A 22,205-nucleotide genomic window follows, 5' to 3' on the forward strand; every position below is an offset into this window, starting at 1 on the left:
TCCTTTATCCCCGACTGGCAACAATAAAAGCGGTATCGGTGGTAAAGGAGCCATCAGGCTCAATAGCGTAATGGCGGATAACTTCAGCCGACATTTGCTGCTGCAGGGCGCGGATTGCCGTGACAAAATGTTCCGGAGTCCGCATCCGCGTCACCCAGCTTTGGAATTCCAGGTGCAGACGCGATGTTTGCACAGAGCGTACTGTTAACCCAGCTTCGCTCAGCAGTGTCAACCATTCACCCGAGGAATAATCGCGTACATGCGATGTGTCGCGCAGCATTTCCGCCGTTTGCAAATAAACATCCAGCACCGGGTGGCCGGGTGAAATCACGTCCATGAAAATCGCTTCGCCTCCCGGTTTCAGCACCCTTCTGACTTCCCGCAACGCCAGCCCGACATCCTGCCAGTGATGGGCCGAATAACGACTAACCACCACATCAAAGCTCGCATCAGCAAATGGTAATGATTCTGCTACCGCCTGCTCAGTCGTGATATTCGCCAGCCCCTTTTCCTGTGCAGCACTGGCAACGACATCCAGCATCCGCGGCGACAAATCGCATGCCACCACCTTGTTGACCAGGCCGGCAATGGTAAAGCTGACATGACCCGCACCGCAGCCTAAATCCAACACGCTGGCATGGCGGTTATCCTGCAAACGCAGGGCCAACTGGGTAAGGTCTTCACCTTGGGCGTGAACGGCGCTGTTAAGATAGGCGTGAGCCTGTTCGCCAAACTGTTGCTCGACGGACTGCTGGTGACTTTTACTGTTTTCCATAAACGCTCCTTACCGGTGTTATCGATACCCTGCTTAATCATTACCTCAAAAATCACTATAGTGCCAGACAATAACCTATAACAACCCGGCGTTAATTAGCCTGCAGCCGGGCTCAATAGAATGTCTGCAACACAGTGCAACGCGCTATCCTGAATACGAGGCGCACCGAAAAGATCAACACTGACATAGAGATAGCCCTGAGGTTGAGGTATGCTGATTTTCATTAGGGTGTGACAGGCATTGCAATCAGAAATAATTGCAGTCAGAAATAACAGAGGAAAAACGCATGATTATTTTGGTTACCGGTGCGACGGCGGGCTTTGGTGAGGCAATTACCCGGCGTTTTATCAAAGAAGGCCATCAGGTTATCGCCACAGGGCGCCGCCAGGAACGTCTTGATGCGCTGAAAGCTGAATATGGCGATGCGCTTTTCACGCTTCGTCTTGATGTTCGCGATCGGCAAGCCATCGAGCAGGCTATCGCTGCGTTGCCAGCCCAGTGGCGCAACATTGATGTGCTGGTCAACAATGCCGGTCTGGCTTTAGGGCTAGAGCCTGCGCATAAAGCCAACGTCGATGACTGGGAAACCATGATCGATACTAATAACAAAGGGCTGGTCTTTATGACCCATGCGTTATTGCCGGAAATGGTGAAACGCAATGTGGGCCATATCATTAATATCGGCTCGACAGCTGGCAACTGGCCTTATCTTGGTGGGAATGTCTACGGTGCCAGCAAGGCATTCGTGCGTCAGTTCAGTCTGGGATTGCGGGCTGACCTGTCCGGTACTCGCGTGCGTGTGACCAATATTGAACCCGGCCTGGTCGGTGGTACCGAATTTTCAGCCGTACGCTTTAAAGGCGATGAAGCCAAGGTCAGCCAGACATATGATAAATCCAACCCACTGACGCCGGAAGATGTGACAGAAGCGGTGTTCTGGGTGGCGACATTACCCTCTCATGTCAATATCAACACATTGGAAATGATGCCGGTAAGCCAGACGTACGGCGGCCTGAAAGTCACCCGTGACGAGTAATTCATACCGGCAGTACCACATAAAGTTAGTACCACATAAATAGGCTGGTGTGATGCGCCAATGCCTGATGTGGATATTCAGGGACGAACGCGGAGCGGTATCACTGTCATGCCATGAAACATTCCGGCCCAGCGATGCCGACTCTGCCCAGACGACACTGCAGTGAAAGCAGCGATATACCCTGAATATGTTAGTTCAGTTATAGTTTGTTGATGGTAGCGGATGCTATAGTCACCATAACGCTATCTTTTGTTATGACAACGTTGCTTTCGTATTTACAGAACTCCTGTCTGGGTGAAACATGCAGAAAAAAACACGTAATTTACTCCTTCTTCTTTCCTCATCCCTGTTTAGTCTGAGCCTTTTGTCATCAGCACAGGCCGCGCAACACATCGTGATTGATAACGGCAACAGTGCGTTATCAAAAGAAGCGGCGCGACAGAGTAGCGAAGACTGGAACGAGACACGTACGTTGCGTAATAAAGTGAACAAGCATCTTGAAAAACGCGTTGATAAAGCCGATCGAGATTTCGATAAAGCCGATATGGCAGAAGCGCTTGAAGAAAAATGCAAAGCCAGTTCCAACTTCAATGCTTATTGGGAACCCAACTCTTCGCGCTGTCTTGACCGTCGCTCCGGCCGCCCGGTAACACCCTGATAGGTTGATCTATACTTTATCTGCCCGTGTTTGGGCAGATAAACCATCAAGATGAGTGGGAGGATGCCATGAAGAAAACGATGCTGGCCGGTGCAATAACACTATTACTGACACCACTTATCGCACAAGCTTCACAAGCCTCCTGTGAACGTATTCGCGATGACATCGCTCGCAAGATTATCAGCAATGGCGTACCTGAATCCGGTTTTGAGCTGGATATCGTACCTAACGATCAGGTCAGCCAGCACGGTGGTCAGGTTGTTGGTCATTGCGGACAGGATACACAGAAAATCGTTTATATCCGCCTGCCGGATAATGACAGTGATGACCTGAGTTCTCACCCGATGGGTAAGAAGCGTTAGGGTCGTTCAACAACCTATTCCGCGTTAATAATGAAGCCCGCAACACAATAAATCGATGCAATAAAAAAGGGGGAGCGGCGTTCTCCCCTTTTTACATTCGTTATTGAGCAGTAAAAATTACATCAATACCTTGCCATACCTGAATGAAAACCACCGGAGGAATACCTCCGCCATGCATTGTGGATGATATGGAACCGGGCGCCTGTCGATGGTTAGAACGACTGGCTAATCGCGGAAAGATCAATATAGGTAGATAAATCCCGTTGCTCTGCGCGGGGCAAATATGGCAACTCCCCCAATTGAGGGGCAGGAATTTTTTCCCGCAGCGCCTGGATGATTTCAGCATAGTTAGCCAGCCCTGGGTTAATGCGGTTTGCAACCCAGCCGACCAGCGGCAACCCATCATTAATAATCGCCTGCGCCGTCAGCAGCGCATGGTTGATGCAGCCGAGCTTTATCCCAACCACCAAAACGACCGGTAATTGCTCCTGAACCACCCATTCCGAATAGGTCCGCATGTCGTTCATTAAGGTACGCCAGCCGCCACTGCCTTCGACGATAACCATGTCCGATAACACGCCAAGCTGGTTCAGCCCTTCAGTCATCGCGCAGTAATTAATCTCTTGTTCACTGGCACTGATTTCATCTTCCTGTAACGACACAGGATTGACCTGCTGATAGGACAGTGGGATCGACGAGGCTTCCTGCAAGATCAGCGCATCTTTGTTACGCAGCCCCTCTTCTGTTTCCTTACAGCTCTTGGCGACAGGTTTATATCCCGTCACGGTTTTGCCCGTTTTCGTCAGCGCCTGTAATAACGCCTTCGATACTACTGTTTTTCCAACGGCAGTATCCGTTCCTGTAACAAACATACGCTTTAACATGAAAACACCACTCCAGCAGGCCCCACCTGAAAAAATAAACCTCAAAAAACGTACTGATGAAGCCTAAAGTCTAGGGGATGGGCCTGTGGAGCGGCTTGCGTTAGCGCAATGTTTTGTCGGTAAGCGAAGACACGATGCAGTGATGGTTAACCCTGCATCAGTTTAATCAGCAGAGAGCCGTTATACAGCGCATCTTTAATTAGCGCGGCACCGGGCACGGTTCCCTGATTATAAAAATGGGTCGATGTGACTTGCAGATGGTGACTATAAGCCGGTAATGCCTGGCGGCGGATACAATCAAGGATTGCGGGATACAGAATATCGGCTGCCTGATTCAGTGGAGAACCAATCAGAATTTTCTCTGGATTGAACAGATTAACCATGATAGCGGTGATACGGCCTACGTTATTGCCGACATCAACGATAATATCCTTTGCCAGTTGATCACCGTTCAGCGCCGCCTCACACAGAGACTCGACCGTCAGCGGTGAGCCGTGCAACAGCGAACTCATCGAGCCCTTCAGCCGCTGCTGAGCCAGTTCCAGCATACTTTCAATGCTGGCAACGGTTTCCAGACATCCGTGGTTACCGCAATAACAGCGTTTACCATAAGGGTCAACCTGAGTGTGGCCAATTTCCACCAATGTTCGGCTACCGGCATGCAGTATCCGTCCACCGGTAATAATGCCGGCACCGACGTTATGGTCGATAACTATCTGGATAACGTTTTGGCAACCGCGTGATGCGCCAAACAACGCTTCTGCCATCGTCCAGGCGCAAATATCATGTTGCAGATAAACTGGTACCCCTGTGCACTTTTCCAGCGCCGGACCAATCGCCATTTCTTCTACGGCGTAAAACGGCATACGGTGAATGATGCCGGTGGATGAGTCCACCATGCCGGGTGAGGTGATGGCGATAGCGGTCAGTCGTTCCAACTGACGTTGGTGGCGGATAAAAAACTGATCGATGTCCGTCAGAATGCGTTCCAGTAGTGGCTGGGGATGTTCGCTGGGTAAATCAACCTTATCCTCTACCACCAGATGGCCACTCAAATCACGCAGGGCCAGGGTCATCACCTGGTTGCTGATTCGTACCGACAGGTAATGCCACGCTTCGGTATCCAATACCAGACCGATTGCCGGCCGCCCGCGGCTTCCCATCTCCTGGTACTCGGTTTCCCGTACCAGATGCGCCTCCATCAGTTCGCGCACGATTTTGGTAATACTGGCGGGAGCAAGCTGAGCCTGTTTTGACAACTCAATGCGGGAGATGGGGCCATGTTCATCGATCAGTCGATAAACGCCACCTGCGTTCATCTGTTTGATCTGATCGATGTGTCCCGGCTGACCACTGACAATCACGGTAAAACGGCTCCTGCAATTAGGCGTAATAGGTATTTTTTACGCTGTAAAATAAAAAACTGAGGCTATGGTGGAGCTTTTGTAAATAGCCGTCAAATATTTGATTCGATATGTGATTAACCGCACATATTTTTGATGGTATTACCCAACATTAGTGTGATTAACGTCTGGGCAGCGGTGTTCAGCGGGCGGTGCTGGTGGGTTACTAACCACATTTCACTGATAGCATCTTTTTCCTGCAACGACAGGTATTTCACGCCATCTATCCGGATGCGACGGAATGACGCTGGTAGCAAGGAGACCCCTAATCCAGATGAGACCAGGCCGATAATCGTCATCGCCTCGCCGACTTCCTGCGTAATGTAGGGTGTAATGCCGTACTTTTTGAGCAAGTTCATAACTTCATCATATAGCGCCGTTCCCACTTCACGGGCAAAAAATACGAAGGGTTCGTTAGCTAGCTGCTGGATACTGATATGCCCGCCGGGAACAGAGGCCAGCGGGTGTTCTTCATGAACAACCGCTACCATCGGCTCATGCAGTAATAACTGATGACGCAGCATATCCGGCAATGGGTTGTTACGCATCACCCCGAGATCCAGCTTACCGTCAAGCAACGGTGCAATCTGTTGCTTGGTGTTGATCTCCATCATCTGGATATGCACCTCAGGATAGCGCTGGCGAAACTGCAACAGGCTACGCGAAACCTGTTTAACAAAGGGGGCTGATGAGGTGAAACCGATATTAAGCTCCCCTATTTCACCACGCTGAATGCGGGCTGCTCGCTCTGCTGCCTGATTAACCTGGCTGATGATGGCCCAGGCCTCCTTCAGGAATAATTCGCCGGCCTGTGTCAGGCGCACATTACGGTTATTTCGCTCCAGCAGTTGAGCACCAATTTGCTCTTCTAGTGCCTGTATCTGCTGACTGAGAGGCGGCTGGGAGATATGCAACCTTTCCGCCGCACGACCGAAATGCAGCTCTTCAGCAACAGCAATAAAGTAGCGTAAGTGCCTGAGTTCGATATTCATATTTATAAAATATCATTATTAACAATTAATATATTATACAAAACAATCGAGCTAATTCTATGATTTGTCCACTGATGTTTTTGCCGTATTTTTTCCGGATAAGGATTGATTTTGAGTACCCCCATGTCTGCACAGAGAATGTCCGTTTCTGTCACTGACGATATTCAACCTCAGCGCGACACCCGCGCTCCTGTTTACAAGAATCCATTTATTTGCCGAGGCACGCCACCGTTCATTCGCGTTACGCTCGCCTTGTTTTCTGCCGGTCTGGCGACCTTTGCCCTGCTGTACTGCGTACAGCCCATATTGCCGATACTGTCGCAGGCTTTTGGCGTATCCCCGGCAACCAGCAGTCTGTCGCTTTCCGTTTCCACGATGACGATGGCTGTCGGATTGTTATTTACCGGCCCGCTGTCAGACACCATTGGCCGCAAAAATGTCATGGTGGTATCGCTACTGCTGGCGTCGGTATTTACCCTGATAGGTTGCATGATGACCAACTGGGTTGGCCTGCTGGTTATGCGCGCCCTGGTTGGCTTATCGCTCAGCGGTGTGGGCGCGGTGGCAATGACCTATCTGAGTGAAGAAATCCATCCCAGTGTGGTGGCATTCTCTATGGGGTTGTACATCAGCGGTAACTCAATTGGCGGGATGAGCGGCCGCCTGTTAACTGGGGTAATTGCTGATTTTTTCGGCTGGCGAGTATCCATCACCTGTATCGGCATCGTTGCCCTGCTGGCCTCCCTGACGTTTTGGCGCATACTGCCGGATTCTCGTCACTTTCGTGCGGGTTCGCTGCGCCCCAAAACCCTGTGGATCAATACCCGCTTACACTGGCGTGATGCAGGCCTACCGCTACTCTTTGCCGAAGGGTTCCTGTTGATGGGCTCCTTTGTGACGCTGTTCAACTATATTGGTTATCGCTTGCTGGATGCTCCCTACAACCTGAGTCAAACGGTGGTGGGATTGCTGTCAGTGGTCTTCCTCACTGGTAGCTATGCATCACCACGCGCCGGAGCAATGATTGCTCGTTTCGGCCGGGGTCCCGTGTTGGTCGGCAGTATTATGCTGATGTTATCAGGCCTTCTATTGACCCTGTTCAGTTCGCTGCTGATGATGTTTTTGGGGATGATGCTCTTTACCGCCGGCTTCTTTGCCGCCCACTCGGTTGCCAGCAGTTGGATCGGCTTGCGTGCATTACGTGCTAAAGGCCAGGCTTCATCGCAGTATCTGTTCTGTTATTATCTGGGGTCGAGTCTCGCGGGCACGTCAGGTGGCTTCTTTTGGTATCACTATGGCTGGACAGGGCTAGTACTGTTTCTGTCATGCTTGCTGATGTTGGCTATCGGCTTTGGATTCAAGCTGAAATCCCTGAAAAACTGAACTAACAGTTACTTATCTCCCCCTGCTACCCACCGGCTCTGAACGTTCAGAATCGGTGGGTACGGCGCTTTTTCATACTATCAAGCGAATAAAAATACGTGTTGTTGAACTGGGCTTTTAAGATAAAATCAATAGTATGTTGTAACTAATATGGTATTGATTATGCCCGCCTACGACCTGATTGAACGGATGAACCATTGCTTTACCTCGCTGGAAGCACATCTGGCTGAAATGCATCAATTATTTCTCACCTTTCACTTTACCGGCGGGCGTTTGTTTACCCTTCCCCCCGTAGAAAAAGGCACCGAGCATGACCCTATAACACATATTCAGGTTACGCCTGTCGCTGGTGCAGAAGCCCGCGATATCGGTTTACAGCATTTTCGTCATTTATTTATTCACCACTACGCGGAGACTATCAGTAGCAAAGCGGCAATCCGCCTGCCTGGCGTGCTGTGTTTTCGGGTTAACAACGCAGAATCACGACAGGCTCGCCAGTTAGTGACGAACATAAACGCCCGGAAAAAGGAGCTGGAGCACATCATCACGGTGGAGTCTGGACTGGAACCCGAGCAGCGCTTCGATTTTGTCCATACCCACCTCAAAGGGCTGATAACACTGAGCGCCTATCGCACCATTACCCTGCTACCTGACCCGGCCTCGGTGAGATTCGGCTGGGCGAATAAGAACATCATCAACAACATTACCCGTGATGCCTTACTGGAAAAACTGAAGAAAAGTCTGCAGGCAGGACGCAGCCAGGCCCCTTATAGTAAGGAGCAATGGGCATCGTTACTGGAGCAGGAAATCCGTGATGTGAAGCGCCTGCCGGAACAGGCGTTGCTAAAAATCAAGCGGCCCGTGAAAGTACAGCCGATTGCACGGGTCTGGTATCAGGAACAGCAGAAACAAGTACAGCACCCTTGCCCGTCACCGCTGCTGGCACTGTGTCATCAGGATACGATGCCGGTTATGGGTGACCTCAATGACTACGATGCCGACAACATTCAGCACCGCCATCGGCCCAAAGCCAAGCCGCTACGGTTGTTAATCCCGCGCTTGCATCTGTATACCGATGACGGTGCCTGAGTATCACGGTTTCATGCTGCCGACCATGTCCTCTGGGCGAACCCACTGCGTAAATTGTTCCTCGGTGAGATAGCCCAGTTTCAAGGCTGATGCCTTCAGTGTCATCCCTTCTTTATGCGCTTTTTTGGCGATTTCAGCGGCCTTGTCATAACCAATATGCGGATTGAGCGCGGTCACCAGCATCAGCGACTCATTCAGCAATTGGTTAATCCGCTCGCGATTAGGTTCAATGCCCACCGCGCAATGCTCGTTAAAGCTCTTCATACCATCAGCCAATAACCGAACGGATTGCAGGAAATTGTGAATCACCATCGGCCGAAAGACATTCAGCTCAAAGTTACCGGATGCGCCGCCAAAATTAACCGCCACATCATTCCCCATCACCTGGCAACATAACATGGTCATCGCTTCACACTGTGTCGGGTTAACCTTACCCGGCATAATCGAGCTACCGGGTTCATTTTCCGGAATAGCAATCTCGCCAATGCCGCAACGCGGTCCGGAGGACAGCCAGCGCACATCATTCGCAATCTTCATCAATGACGCAGCCAGGCCTTTCAGTGCGCCATGCGCATGCACCAGCGCGTCACAGGTGGCCAGGGCCTCAAATTTGTTCGGCGCACTCACAAAGGGATGCCCAGTCAGCGCCGCCAGTTCCGCCGCCACCCGCACCGCGTATTCAGGGTGTGTATTCAACCCGGTGCCGACAGCCGTGCCGCCTAACGCCAGCTCACACAGGTGAGGAATACTATTTTCGATATGGCGCACATTATGCGACAGCATTGCCACCCAGCCAGAAATCTCCTGTCCTAACGTCAGCGGCGTCGCATCCTGCAGGTGCGTTCGGCCAATCTTGACGATATCGGCAAATTGCGTCGCCTTATCCGCAAGGGTCTGTTGTAACACGTTCAATTCAGGAATCAGATATTCACGCAGCACGGTCACTGCCGCAACGTGCATAGCCGTAGGAAAAACATCGTTAGAACTCTGGCTTTTATTAACATCATCATTAGGGTGCACCAGCCGATCATTACCCCGCTCTCCCCCCAACAATTCGCTGGCCCGATTCGCCAGTACCTCGTTCATATTCATGTTGGTCTGCGTGCCAGAGCCCGTCTGCCAGATAGCCAGCGGGAATTCACCGACGTGCTGACCATTTAGGACTTCGTCTGCAGCCTGAATAATGGCATCACCTTTACTGTCGGCTAATAACCCCAAATCCATATTGACGCGCGCTGCCGCACGTTTGGTCTGTGCCAGCGCCATGATCAGCGCGCCCGGCATTTTTTCTTCCGAAATACGAAAGTGCTCCAGTGAACGCTGGGTCTGAGCCCCCCACAAATGTGTTGCCGGCACGGCAATCGGCCCCATGGAATCTTTCTCAATACGCGTGTCTGACATGGTTTTCTCCTTTGCGAAACACGTCATTTTCAGATGACTGCGAATTATTACCCTTCTGGAATCATGGCATATAAAGCATTAGCATAGCGGGCATTAAGACGGAACGGCCTTTGCAGGCATGGCTATCCGCCGTTATTGCCATGGAAATTAACAATCTATCTACTAGCGGGAAAATATTATGCAAAAAATGCGCAACAGTGTGCAGCATTATGCCTGGGGCAGTAAACACGCGCTAACCGAACTGTATGGGATTGAAAACCCAAGCAATCAGCCAATGGCAGAACTGTGGATGGGGGCACACCCGAAAAGTAGCTCTCTATTACTTGATGAGCAGGGTCAGGCACAAAGCCTGCGTGATCTGATCAATAAAGACCCGTCCGCTTTTTTGGGTACAGCAGTAGCAAAACATTTTGGTGAGTTACCTTTCCTTTTCAAGGTGTTATGTGCTGAACAACCGTTGTCGATTCAGGTTCACCCCAGTAAATCTGCGGCCGAAGTCGGGTTTGCGCGGGAAAATGCCGCCGGTATTGCACTTGACTCCCCACAACGCAATTACAAAGACGCTAACCACAAACCGGAATTGGTCTTTGCCCTCACCTCTTATCTGGCGATGAATGGCTTTCGCGAACTGACGGCGATCGCCGATTTGTTGCAACCGCTAGCCAACGCCCATCCAGCGATCGCCGCATTTTTGTCATCCCCGGATAGCACAACGCTCAGTACCTTGTTCTCCAGCCTGTTGAGCATGGAAGGCGAGCAGAAAGCCTCCGCTATCGCTGAACTGAAACGTGTTTTGAACCATCGACACGGTGAACCCTGGGATACCATTCGCTTTATTGCACAGTTTTACCCTGATGACGGAGGTCTGTTTTCTCCGTTACTGCTGAATGTCGTCACATTGCAGCCGGGCGAAGCCATGTTTTTGTATGCCGAAACCCCGCACGCCTATCTTCAGGGGGTAGCGCTGGAAGTGATGGCCAATTCGGACAACGTTCTGCGCGCCGGTCTGACACCCAAGTACATTGATATCCCTGAGTTGCTCGCCAACGTCCGTTTTGAATCGAAACCAGCTGACACCTTGCTGACCTCGCCGGTAAAAGCGGCTAACGAACTGAGTTTTCCTATTCCGGTCGATGACTTTGCCTTTTCACTGCATTATCTTACCGATGTACCGCAGATGCTGAGTCAGCAAAGTGCAGCTATTATCTTTTGTGTCGAAGGTCAGGCAGTGTTGGTGCGCGGTGCACAGCAAGTCAGCTTGCTGCCAGGCGAATCATGCTTTATCCCCGCCTGTGAATCACCGGTACAAATCCAGGGGAAAGGTCAGATTGCCCGTGTTTATAACCGGCCTTTACTGGTATAACGCCATGTATTCCCTGATGAGGAATACAACACATTGAATCAACAAGGAAATATAACGTGGCAAAAAAAACAGTTGTAGCCGCTGGGGTTGTTATTGCGCTCGCCGTAGCCTGGGGAGGAGCCTCCTGGTATACCGGCAAGCAGATTGAACAGCATATTGGGGACGTCACTGACAATCTGAACAACGAGTTGAAAAACGCGTACCCACAATCAGGTATCAAGGTCGCCTACCGGGATTATCACCGTGGTCTGTTCAAAAGCCAGCTCGCGTTGGTGTTACAGTCTGACGGTACTGATGCCCGGCAGCGCCTGTTAGGTGCCAATGAAGAAGTGGTGTTTAACGCCACGGTATTCCACGGCCCCTTCCCGCTGACCGCCAGTCAGTTTAGCCTGAAACCAGCATTGGCCGCCGTACACGGCGAACTGGCCAACACTGAATCGGTAAAAGCACTGTTTGATCTGACGAAGAATAAACCGTTCATCACCGCGGATAGCCGCATTGATTATAGCGGCGATACTCACTCCGCCGTCACGCTGGAAGCGCTGGACGTTAAGAGTCAGGACACGAAGGTTAATTTCAGCGGTACAACACTGTTGGTCGATATAGCGGGTAATCTGCGCGCAGGCAAAGTGGTCGGCAATGTGGCTAACCTGACGATGGAGAAACCCAACCTGCAAGGACAGAATGAAAAACTGACGTTGCAGGATCTAGCGCTTAACAGTGACACCCACAAAGGTAAATTCGATCTCAATGTCGGCGACGCCAAAATCACGCTGAAGAAACTGGCGCTGGATGTGCAGAGCGGCGATAACCTGGTATTGAACGATTTCTCGCTGGTCAATCACAGTTCAGAAGATGACACTAACCTGGCAGGACAGATGACGCTGTCGCTGGGGTCGGCGCTATTTCGCGATCAAAATCTGGGGTCGTGGAACATCAACTTCGCCTTCTCCGGGCTGGATGGTAAAGGTACTCGCCAGTTCGTGACGGAGTACCAGAAAAACCTGCAGTCACTGCTGCAAAACATCGACCAAGTGACCCCGGAAGTTTATGACCAGCAGTTAGCCGCACTGGTTCTGCATAATCTGCCGCAATTATTGAAAGGTAACCCGAGTGTCAAGGTAGCGCCATTAAGCTGGAAAAACGCGAAAGGCGAGAGTACTTTCACACTGGCGCTGGATTTAACCGATCCGCTGCAAAAGAGTGCCGCGCCAACTGCTAATCTCTCTGACGAAGAAGCGATTATCCGCCAGTCTGTTAAAAGTCTGGACGCACGCCTCAACGTGCCGATGGATATGCTTACCGAACTGATGGTGCAGATAGCGCCAAAAGCCACCACGGATGAAGAGAAAAAGCAACTGGACCAGATGGCGCGTCAGCAAACGCAATTGATGGCCAATATTGGCCAGATGAGCCAGGTCACCGTCACCAAAGACAACGCCATCACCAGCTCATTGCAGTACAGCGATGGCACCGTAACCTTCAACGGACGTAAGATCCCGTTGGCTGAGTTCATCGCGCCGTTTATCACCCAGCCGTCGGAAAATGTGCCCGAGCAAGGCGATGATGCACCAGAAGACAACCAACCGGATGCATCAGTCAGTCCGTAATCGTTTACCGGCGCCACTCAGGCGCCGGTTTCTTTCACACGACAAAAAAGTCACGTTTTAGTATGCCGTACAGAGTATTACAAGACTGCTTACACAAGCTGGCATCAAGCGCTTATGCTCAATTTGTATTATGTCCGCATTGATATATAAACTTCTTTTTATCAATCAATGGTAAATTGTCTGGGTTTATTCTTATACTGCACACCGAGTTATCAGACTCTGTCCCTTGTGGTACGGTGGCGATGTCCAACGTCACAAGGAATACCGCCTGCTGATGGATTTTTTTAATAAAAAACGAGTACAACATACAACATGATTGATCCGTACATTCCGTTGACGGATATCCATCGCCATCTTGATGGTAATATCCGCCCCCAAACCATCCTTGACTTAGGCCGCCAGTTTTCTATCGATTTGCCCGGCCATGACCTCGAGTCCCTGCGTCCCCACGTACAGATAATCGACCACGAACCCGATTTGATAAGCTTCCTGCAAAAGCTGGACTGGGGTGTGGCCGTACTGGGATCGCTGGATGCCTGCCGCCGTGTGGCTTACGAAAACGTGGAAGATGCGATCCGCGCCGGACTGGATTACACCGAGCTACGCTTTTCGCCTTACTACATGGCTCTCAGTCACCAGTTACCGCTGGAAGGCGTGGTTGAAGCCGTGATCGATGGTATTACCGCTGGTTGTCGCGACCATAATCACGCAGTGATGGTGCGTCTTATCGGCATCATGAGTCGTACCTTTGGTACCCACGCCTGCGAGCAAGAACTTGACGCGTTGCTGGCACACAAAGACGGCATTATCGCTATCGACCTGGCGGGCGATGAACTTGGCTTCCCCGGTGAGCTCTTCACTAGCCACTTTACCCGAGCGCGCGATGCGGGCTGGCGTATCACCGCCCATGCAGGCGAAGCCGCCGGTCCGGAAAGTATCTGGCAGGCGATACAGCAGCTAGGCGCTGAGCGTATCGGCCACGGTGTTACGGCGATCGTCGACAGTACGCTGATGGAATATATGGCCGAGCACCAGATTGGCATTGAATCCTGCCTGACCTCTAATCTGCAAACCAGCACGGTAAAAGCGATGCATGAGCACCCACTGGTGCATTTCCTGCGTCACGGTATTCCGGCGACGATTAACACCGACGACCCGGCTGTGCAAGGGATCGATATTCGCCATGAATACGAGATAGCGGCACCATTAGCTGGCCTGTTGCCGGAAGATATCCGACAGGCACAAGAAAACGGTCTGCGTATGGCGTTTATCTCCGAACAGGAAAAACAGCTGTTGCGCCAGCGCGCTCAACAGCGACAAGCGTAATCAGGCTGAATCAGACAAAAAAAGCGGATACCACAAGGTATCCGCTTTTTTCATACCGGAGGTGACCTGTCGATAACATGGTCGACAGCATCCCATCCCGGCCCAATTAGTCTTTCGGTTGTACGGACGAATGGTGGCTGGAGATCAACCATTTACCGTCTTTGAAGGCATAAGTATAGGTGTAACGCGCTTTGACCTGTGATTTATCACCAAATGTGAAGGTGTAATTGCCAATATCCAGCGCTTCGTTACAACCAATTTTGATAACACGGTTATCAATGTTACCTACAGGCTTTTTCACCAGAAAATGCTCAAAATAGTCAATGCGCTCAGCATCTGTCGTACGCATTTTTCCAGACAGCGTCGGCAATAACACCGCGTCGGTCTCATAATTGGCGTTGACCTTCTTCGCATCCCCAGTCTGTAACGATGCATTCCAGCGATCAAACAAACTGGCGATAGCGCTTTCATCGGTCTTGACACAGGTTTCCGTTGTCGCGGCATAAGCCTGAGATGCGGTAATGACGCTGAGGAAACTCAGCGAGAGCAGCACTTTCTTATACATGTCTATTCCTTATAAATTAAGTAATGATTACTTTCTCTATCCTTAATTGCTGCGAGGCCTCAAAAAGCCTCACAGATTAACACTATAGTCAATGTGCTCTCGGTTGACCATTTCGCAAGGAAACGATCGACATCAGGAAACGTGGTTTAACCCTGTCGTATAGGATGCGTTATTTTCCCGCTTTCTCTTCATCCGGCGATGTAGATCGTTTCGCATAACGCTGCGCCAGCGTCGCACACACCATCAACTGAATCTGGTGGAAAATCATCAACGGCAACACCATTGCCCCAACGGCAGCGGCAGGAAATAGTACGTTAGCCATCGGGATACCGTTGGCCAGACTCTTTTTAGAACCACAGAATACGATGGTGATTTCATCCGGGGTACTGAACCCCAATTTGCGGGCTGCCAGCGTGGTACAGACCAGCACAATCCCCAGCAGCACCAGCGAACAGATAACAACTGCCAGCAGCGACCACCCGTTAATCTGGTGCCAAATCCCCTGCACCACCGCCTCGCTGAACGCCACGTATACCACTAACAGAATAGATGACCGGTCAGTGATATTGATCAGTTTACGATGACGATCGACCCAGTGAGCAATCAACGGACGGGACAGATGACCAATGACGAACGGCACCATCAGTTGCATGATAATGGAGCCGATCGCATGCAGCGTATCGGTTTGCCCACCCTGCGTATGCATCAGCAAACCGACCAGGATCGGCGACAGGAAAACCCCGAGAATACTGGATGCTGAAGCGCTGCAAATCGCGGCAGCGACGTTACCGCGAGCCATCGAGGTGAAAGCTATGGCGGATTGCACCGTCGCGGGCAATGCACACAGATACAGGAACCCCAGATACAGTCCGGGGGTTAACACTTGTGGCGACAGGAACGCCATGCCAATCCCCAGTAATGGGAACAGAATAAAGGTACTGGCAAACACCACCAGATGCAGCCGCCAGTGGCCCATACCGGCCGTAATCGCATCACGAGATAGCTTGGCGCCATGCATGAAAAACAGCAGTGCGATGGCGGCGGTGGTCAGGTTTTCGAAAAAAACCTTGGCCGTGCCCTCACACGGGAAAATGGACGCGGTAATAACGACCGCAATTAAAACCAGCAAAAATTTGTCAATTTTCAAGCGTTGTAACCATGCCATAGTGTGTTTGCATCCTCAGACATAAAAAATACAGGCGATCCTAAGATCGCCTGCTTAAACAATGCCCCACTATCAGCAATAAATACCCATAATGCAAGACAGAAACCCGCCTCGCGTTCAGGGATTTACGTCACAAATCATGACGGTTACCGGCTAACTGCTCTTCAGTGTCATTGTTTTTTTCTGTTCATACGAGGTTAGCCCCAGCTCGATCAGCTCCATCACGTTAATCGCCTGTCCGACAGGTACCGGGTTGTCGCCCCGCCCCCGCAGCGCATCACGGATACCGGCATAATAAGATAGATAATGCCCAGGGATGGTCGGCACCGGTTGGTCCGCCAGTACACCATCACGGTGCAAAGTCAGAATACCGTCATGGTTATCCTGCCCCCAATCATCATGTGCTTGTGGTTTTTCGCCCGCTTTCAAGCGGTCTTCCTGCGGGTCAACGCCAAACTTCACATAGCTACCCTGAGTGCCATGCACGATGTAACGGGCGCTGGGTGCCGCCGCCAGCATAGAACTGTGCACCACAACACGTCGCTGGGGGTAAATCAACGTCGCGTGGAAGTAATCGGCGGCTTTACTGCCGGGACGGAGCTGCGCCATATCCGCCTGAATCGCCACCGGCAAACCGAACAACTGCAACACCTGATCAATCAGATGTGGCGCCAGATCATACCAAATGCCACTCCCTTCGCTGCCGTCTTCACGCCAGCGTTGACGTACTTGCGGACGATAGCGGTCAAAATGCGATTCCATATACACCACATCGCCCAGCGCACCGGCTTTCAGCAATTGCTGTAATGTCAGGAAATCACTGTCCCAGCGCCGGTTATGGAATACGGAAAGGAGTTTACCCGCATGTTCTGCCAGTTGGTTCAGCTCACGCGCTTGTGACAGTGTCACGGTAAACGGTTTGTCCACCACCACATGCTTACCGGCCAGCAACGCCTGGCGAGCCAGTGGGAAATGGGTGTCATTCGGGGTGGGGATGACAATCAGATCGATATCGGGATCATTGAACAGCGCCTGCGGTTCGGGCACGACATGCATTGAGGGCCAGTCAGCCTGAACTTTTCCAGCATCGCGGCTCGACACTGCCGCCAGCTTCATTCCTGACGTGGCTGCAATCAGTGGTGCATGAAACGTCTTACTGGCATAACCATAACCTAACAGACCAACACGGATGGTCTCCGTCATATATTTCCCCTCATTGGCAGGCCTGCAGATCGGGCCCGTTGTCCTAGTGCAATTAGGCGGCGTCCCACCTTCAGCTCACCGCTGGCGGAACACAGCCTAGTATAGCACCGGGGAAAACGATGATTATAGGACAGTGCTGAGATGGCAGTACTGAGACAGCACTGAGATGATAGTAATCATAGCGCTCCGGCTATGACCACCAGTGACAGTCATAGCCGGGGTATGCTGACAGACAATTACGGCGTCACGACCCAGGGATGAGGCGGCGCGAGCGATTCACCTCGCCAGGGAGAAACCTCTACCGGTTTCTCTATCACCGGATGATGGATTTCGCTGTTACGCCGCCTGAAATCGCTGGGGCTAACACCTACCCGCTTGCGGAAAACACGGGAAAAGTAGAGCTGATCGTCATAACCAACCACACGACCAACAGCGGCTATCGACTCCTGTGTGGTCTGTAACAACAGCTTGGCGCGGATGACACGTTGGTCTTCGCGCCAGCGCAGGATGTTCACGCCTACCTGTTCACGAAACAGATGGGCCAGCCGCGACGGCGACAGACAAACATGGCGAGCCACCTCATCAATGCGCAGTTCTCCGGCCAGATTACCGGTAATAAACTGGCACGCCTCGATCACGCGCGGGTCCATAATGCGCTGCGGGCTCTGTGGATCTTCTTCCATAGCGCGCAATAACAGGCGCTCTAGCAAGTTCATCGCCAGCTCCTCAGCAAAACGCCGCCCGGAACGGTGGGTCTGCTCAATATTGGCGAATAACTTGTCAAACTCCTGCAACAGCCCGGGACTGGAGAGCGTCAACCGCCCCACATCACAGCCTTTACTGTGCCACTCCAGCCAGTCGGCCCAGTAGGCACGAGGGCGGAAATAGACCCAGCGGTGATACCAACAGTCGCTACCGGGCGCACGGCCATAATAGTGACGCGACCGGGGTGGAAACAGCAGCAGGTCGCCAGGGTTACAGAAAAACGTATCATCGCCATCCAACACCTTCCCCTGACCTTTGATGGTCAGGTTAATGATGTATCCCTTCATACCATCTGGACGATCAATGAAGAAATCCAGCGGTCCGCCAGCCAGAATCGGCGTCAGTCCCGCCACCAGATAGGCGTTAAACGCATAACCGGGCAGCAACGGGTTAGGCTGGGACTCATGCGCCATACGGTGATACATGCGGCCTCCTGAAAAGAGATTCTCGTCTCGTTATGGATAGCGCCAGCACAGGCTGGCGCTATCCGGCTATCACACCGTTTTCTTCGACAATTGTTTGTAGCGGTCAAAGATCACTGCGGCCAGCAGAATCAGACCACGCACCACATATTGAGCAAAGGGCGAAATATTCAGCAGGTTCATGGCGTTTTCCACCGTCCCCAGGATAAGCACCCCAGCCACTACATAGGATATCTTGCCGATACCGCCTTTCAGTGACACACCGCCCAGTACGCACGCTGAAATCACAATCAATTCATAACCGATGGATGTCATCGGCTGTCCACTGGTCATACGAGATGCCAGAATGATACCCGCTGCTGCAGAAACCAGCCCGGACAGACCGAAAATGATGATTTTGGTCCGTACTACCGGCACCCCGGCCAGGCGGGCTGCCTCTTCGTTACCGCCAATCGCCAGCGTGTTGCGACCAAATGTGGTTTTATTGAGCAGCAAACCGAACAACACCATGCAAATGACCGTCAGCCAGATCGGTGCCGGCAATCCCAGCCAGTTGGCATACCCCAGTGTGAAGAAGCGTTCATCTTCGATACCAACCGCCTTGCCATCAGAAATGATGTACGCCAACCCGCGCACAATCTGCATGGTCGCCAGTGTGGTGATCAGCGCGTTGATTTTCAGTCGCGCGATGACAAAGCCGTTGAGTAAACCGAACGCCACACCAAGCAGTAAGCCCGCGGCAACGCCCAGCCACAGACTCTCGCTGATGTTGATCACCACGGCGGTAGTGACCCCCGCACAGGCAATCACCGAGGCGACCGACAGGTCAAAATCGCCGGAGGCCAGACAAAACAACATGCCACACGCCACCATGCCCGACATGGAAATCGCCAGCCCCAGCCCTTTCATGTTGACGAAGGTAGCGAAATTGGGCACGAACAGCGTGCAGGCCAGAAACAGTGCCGCAAACACGACCAGCATGCCGTAATTATCCCAGATACGGGACAGGCTGAAGCCATGAGATTTACCGGCATGAGAAGGGGAACTAACCGTAGACATTCATCAACTCCTTGGCGGTCAGGCAACCGCGGGTTCAGTAGCAGTCGTTTTTAACATCGCCAGACTCAGGACCTGCTGCTCGCTGGCTTCGTCGTGCAGCACTTCGCCGGAAATGGCACCTTCGCGCATCACCACGATGCGGTCCGCCAGCCCCAGCACTTCGGGCAGGTCGCTGGACGCAAACAACACGGCAATACCCTGCCGGGCCAGCTCATAAATCACGTGGTAAATCTCATGCTTGGCACCGACGTCAATGCCTCGGGTCGGTTCATCCAGCATGATCACTTTCATTTCCTCTGACAGCCAGCGCCCGAGGATCGCTTTCTGCTGATTACCACCGGACAGGTTCATGATCAGTTGCTCTGGCGATGGTGTTTTGATATTCAGCGCCTGAATGTGGTGATCGGCGTTTTCCTCCTCCCAGGCTTCATTGATGATGAAACCGTTTTTGATGTGTTTGCGACGGGCGCTGATATTGATGTTATCCCGCACCGAGTGCACCGGAATGATACCGTCAGCTTTACGGTCCTCCGGGCACAGCATCAGCCCGCTACGAATCGCATCACCGGGGGTTCTGGCACGCAGTGGTTGCCCATCCAGCCGCACCTCGCCGCTGGTAATGCCGGTCGCGCCGAACAGCGCCTTCATCAGTTCACTACGCCCGGCGCCCACCAACCCGAACAGGCCGACAATTTCGCCACTGCGTACTGATAACGACACCGGCGATTTCACACCGACAGCTTTGACTTCGTGCAGTTCCAGCCGCGGTTCGCCATGTGGACGTGGCTGATAACCGTAAATATCACCCAGATTGCGGCCCACCATTGCTTGCACCAGTTGCGCATGGTCAACCTGCTGCATATCGGAGAAGGTTTTCACATAGCGTCCATCTTTAAACACGGTGATGGCATCGCTGAGTGCAAAGATTTCCTCCATACGGTGTGAGACGTACAGAATCACCCGCCCTTCGCTGCGTAATTCACGAATCACCCGGAAAAGTTGTTCAATCTCACGTGCCGACAACGAGCTTGTTGGTTCGTCAAAGGCGATAATCTTGGCGTTGCGTGCCAGCGCCTTAGCGATTTCAACCATCTGCCATTGCCCAATGGACAGGTATTTCAACGGCGTATCCGGGTCGATATCCAATCCAAGGTGTTCCAGTTGTAAGCCGGCCTCGTAACGCAGTAGTGATTGGTTTACCAACCCACCTTTATGCGGTAACTGCCCCAGATAGATGTTTTCCGCTACCGTCATTTCCGGCACCAGATGCAGTTCCTGATAGATGATCGCCACACCGGCATTCAGCGCGTCCATCGTATTGGCAAAGCGCACTGGCTGCCCTTTAATATGAATTTCTCCCTGCGACGGCGTGTAATTGCCGCTCAAAATTTTCAGCAAGGTGGATTTCCCCGCGCCGTTTTCTCCCATCAACGCGTGGATTTGCCCGGCATGACAGTCAAAACTGATGTCATCCAGTGCCTTGACGCCGGGAAACACTTTGCCGATCCCCCGGAAGGATAAATAAGGTGACTGTACGGTCATTTCAGCATCCTCAATGGTCTGCGCCGTCGGATGACGGCGCGGCCAGTGTTTTGCCCGCGCGGCTACCAGCACGGACGGGCAAAGGTCATTACATCAAGCCTTTTTTCTGCAGTTCAGTTTTAAAGTTATCGCGGGTAATCAGCACCACATCCGTCACCTCGGTGAATTTCTGCGGTTCAACGCCTTTTGTTACCCAGTCATGCAGCATCTGGATGCTCTTGTAGCCATGCACGTCCGGGCTTGGCAGCAGTGAGCCGTAGAAACCGGTCGGTTGTGCTTTGGACAGTTCGCTGACCGCATCGACCCCATTGATACCGATACCGATGACATTAGCGGCCTTGAATCCCTGACCTTCGGTCGCACGCACGCCACCCAGTACGGTGTTGTCGTTCATACCGACGATCAGCCAGTTTTTCACGTTAGGGTGTTGCACCAGCAGCGAGTTAGCGGCATCAAATGCGCCGGGGATATCGTTAGACTTGGTTGGAACCTGATAGATCTGTTTTTCCGGGAATCCAGCGGCTTTTAGTGCCTCCATCGATCCCGATGTGCGGCGGCGAGCGGTATCCAGCTCATTGGCGGTGATCGCCATCACCGCGGTGTCTTGCAGTTTCCAGCCACGTTTCTGCATCTCTTTCCATAATTCCTGGCCCTGACGTTCGCCAATCTTGGTGGCGGCCATCATCACCAGCGGTACGGTGTCCATTGGTTGCCCTTTGGCATTCACGAACTGGTCATCTACCGCAATCACTTTCAGGTTATAACTGCGCGCTTTGGCAACGATAGCTGACCCCAGTTTCGGATCAGGTGTACAGATAACGAAACCTTTGGCACCGCTGGCAGCAAGGCTGTCGATAGCATTGAGGGTTTTCTCGCCATCGGGCACGGCTATCTTGATAACGTCAAATCCCAGGTCTTTACCGGCTTTGTCGGCGAACCGCCATTCAGTCTGGAACCAGGGCTCTTCCGGTTGTTTAACCAGAAAGCCCAGCTTCATATTTTCTGCGATAGCCGATTGTGACATAACCGCAGCCAGGCCAATCGCCGCCAGAACCTTAGTGAATTTATGCATGGTTTTCTCCGCTCATTGTTATCTTTACCACGATGGCAACCGGAGGTGCCATCACGTATGTAAACGCTCTCAGTAAAATGCTTTTTTATGGAATAATGGAAAAACAATAAGTTATTTTGATTCCATTCTC

General features: G+C 52.0%; 20 protein-coding genes. 8 read left to right on the forward strand and 12 right to left on the reverse strand.

The window, feature by feature from the left end; all coding sequences use genetic code 11:
• Positions 1-4: 4 nt before the first annotated feature.
• Positions 5-775, reverse strand: a complete 771-nt coding sequence (locus FGI04_RS08240) for a class I SAM-dependent methyltransferase (protein WP_342700814.1) — start codon at positions 773-775, stop codon at positions 5-7.
• A gap of 286 nt (positions 776-1,061) precedes the next feature.
• Between FGI04_RS08240 and ydfG the strand changes: the two genes are divergently transcribed.
• From ydfG to FGI04_RS08255, 3 genes are all read left to right on the forward strand, one after another.
• Entirely contained in the window at positions 1,062-1,811 is a 750-nt protein-coding gene (gene ydfG / locus FGI04_RS08245; RefSeq protein ID WP_016941358.1) for a bifunctional NADP-dependent 3-hydroxy acid dehydrogenase/3-hydroxypropionate dehydrogenase YdfG, read from the forward strand.
• 301 nt (positions 1,812-2,112) lie between these two features.
• Positions 2,113-2,469 (forward strand): DUF1283 family protein, encoded by a 357-nt coding sequence (locus FGI04_RS08250; RefSeq protein ID WP_342700813.1) that lies wholly within the window; start codon positions 2,113-2,115, stop codon positions 2,467-2,469.
• A gap of 68 nt (positions 2,470-2,537) precedes the next feature.
• Entirely contained in the window at positions 2,538-2,831 is a 294-nt protein-coding gene (locus FGI04_RS08255) for a DUF1161 domain-containing protein (protein ID WP_016941356.1), read from the forward strand.
• Between the two features lie 212 nt (positions 2,832-3,043).
• On the opposite strand, the gene bioD is transcribed toward FGI04_RS08255, so the two are convergent.
• The 3 genes from bioD to FGI04_RS08270 form a co-directional block, all read right to left on the reverse strand.
• Positions 3,044-3,715 (reverse strand): dethiobiotin synthase, encoded by a 672-nt coding sequence (bioD, locus tag FGI04_RS08260; RefSeq protein ID WP_342700812.1) that lies wholly within the window; start codon positions 3,713-3,715, stop codon positions 3,044-3,046.
• Between the two features lie 146 nt (positions 3,716-3,861).
• Positions 3,862-5,079 (reverse strand): sugar metabolism global transcriptional regulator Mlc, encoded by a 1,218-nt coding sequence (gene mlc, locus FGI04_RS08265; RefSeq protein WP_407336566.1) that lies wholly within the window; start codon positions 5,077-5,079, stop codon positions 3,862-3,864.
• Positions 5,080-5,195: 116 nt separating this feature from the next.
• The gene (locus tag FGI04_RS08270) at positions 5,196-6,110 is read right to left on the reverse strand and encodes a LysR family transcriptional regulator (RefSeq protein ID WP_342700811.1); all 915 of its coding nucleotides are present in this window, start codon (positions 6,108-6,110) and stop codon (positions 5,196-5,198) included.
• Between the two features lie 138 nt (positions 6,111-6,248).
• On the opposite strand from FGI04_RS08270, the gene FGI04_RS08275 reads away from it, so the two are divergent.
• On the forward strand, positions 6,249-7,493 hold the full coding sequence (locus FGI04_RS08275; protein WP_342701286.1) for an MFS transporter: 1,245 nt from the start codon (positions 6,249-6,251) through the stop codon (positions 7,491-7,493).
• Between the two features lie 162 nt (positions 7,494-7,655).
• A complete protein-coding gene (gene tus / locus FGI04_RS08280; RefSeq protein WP_407273474.1) occupies positions 7,656-8,582 on the forward strand; it encodes a DNA replication terminus site-binding protein in 927 nt (308 codons plus the stop codon).
• A gap of 3 nt (positions 8,583-8,585) precedes the next feature.
• Here tus and fumC read toward each other — a convergent pair whose 3' ends face one another.
• On the reverse strand, positions 8,586-9,983 hold the full coding sequence (gene fumC / locus FGI04_RS08285; RefSeq protein ID WP_407336567.1) for a class II fumarate hydratase: 1,398 nt from the start codon (positions 9,981-9,983) through the stop codon (positions 8,586-8,588).
• Positions 9,984-10,161: 178 nt separating this feature from the next.
• On the opposite strand from fumC, the gene manA reads away from it, so the two are divergent.
• The 3 genes from manA to add all read left to right on the forward strand — a co-directional run bounded on the left by manA (position 10,162) and on the right by add (position 14,282).
• Entirely contained in the window at positions 10,162-11,346 is a 1,185-nt protein-coding gene (gene manA, locus FGI04_RS08290) for a mannose-6-phosphate isomerase (protein WP_407336568.1), read from the forward strand.
• 56 nt (positions 11,347-11,402) lie between these two features.
• Positions 11,403-12,956 carry a YdgA family protein gene (locus FGI04_RS08295; protein WP_342700807.1) on the forward strand — a complete coding sequence of 518 codons (1,554 nt, stop codon included), beginning with the start codon at positions 11,403-11,405 and terminating at the stop codon, positions 12,954-12,956.
• 312 nt (positions 12,957-13,268) lie between these two features.
• The gene (add, locus tag FGI04_RS08300; protein ID WP_342700806.1) at positions 13,269-14,282 is read left to right on the forward strand and encodes an adenosine deaminase; all 1,014 of its coding nucleotides are present in this window, start codon (positions 13,269-13,271) and stop codon (positions 14,280-14,282) included.
• Positions 14,283-14,388: 106 nt separating this feature from the next.
• Here the strand turns inward: add and FGI04_RS08305 are convergent, their stop codons facing one another.
• From FGI04_RS08305 to FGI04_RS08335, 7 genes are all read right to left on the reverse strand, one after another.
• Entirely contained in the window at positions 14,389-14,847 is a 459-nt protein-coding gene (locus FGI04_RS08305; RefSeq protein WP_342700805.1) for an SgcJ/EcaC family oxidoreductase, read from the reverse strand.
• A 169-nt stretch (positions 14,848-15,016) separates the two neighbouring features.
• Positions 15,017-16,012: a bile acid:sodium symporter family protein gene (locus FGI04_RS08310; protein WP_342700804.1), complete on the reverse strand. Its 996-nt coding sequence runs from the start codon at positions 16,010-16,012 to the stop codon at positions 15,017-15,019.
• Positions 16,013-16,165: 153 nt separating this feature from the next.
• Positions 16,166-17,215, reverse strand: a complete 1,050-nt coding sequence (locus FGI04_RS08315) for an oxidoreductase (protein WP_407273478.1) — start codon at positions 17,213-17,215, stop codon at positions 16,166-16,168.
• Positions 17,216-17,451: 236 nt separating this feature from the next.
• The gene (gene araC, locus FGI04_RS08320) at positions 17,452-18,405 is read right to left on the reverse strand and encodes an arabinose operon transcriptional regulator AraC (protein ID WP_342700802.1); all 954 of its coding nucleotides are present in this window, start codon (positions 18,403-18,405) and stop codon (positions 17,452-17,454) included.
• 69 nt (positions 18,406-18,474) lie between these two features.
• On the reverse strand, positions 18,475-19,461 hold the full coding sequence (araH, locus tag FGI04_RS08325; RefSeq protein ID WP_016941342.1) for an L-arabinose ABC transporter permease AraH: 987 nt from the start codon (positions 19,459-19,461) through the stop codon (positions 18,475-18,477).
• An 18-nt stretch (positions 19,462-19,479) separates the two neighbouring features.
• Complete coding sequence (gene araG / locus FGI04_RS08330) at positions 19,480-21,003, reverse strand: L-arabinose ABC transporter ATP-binding protein AraG (RefSeq protein WP_038909571.1); 1,524 nt, start codon at positions 21,001-21,003, stop codon at positions 19,480-19,482.
• 88 nt (positions 21,004-21,091) lie between these two features.
• Entirely contained in the window at positions 21,092-22,075 is a 984-nt protein-coding gene (locus FGI04_RS08335; RefSeq protein ID WP_012884766.1) for an arabinose ABC transporter substrate-binding protein, read from the reverse strand.
• Positions 22,076-22,205 lie beyond the last annotated feature (130 nt).

The sequence above is a fragment of the Dickeya ananatis genome (genome assembly GCF_019464615.1).
Taxonomy (GTDB): Bacteria; Pseudomonadota; Gammaproteobacteria; order Enterobacterales; family Enterobacteriaceae; genus Dickeya; species Dickeya oryzae.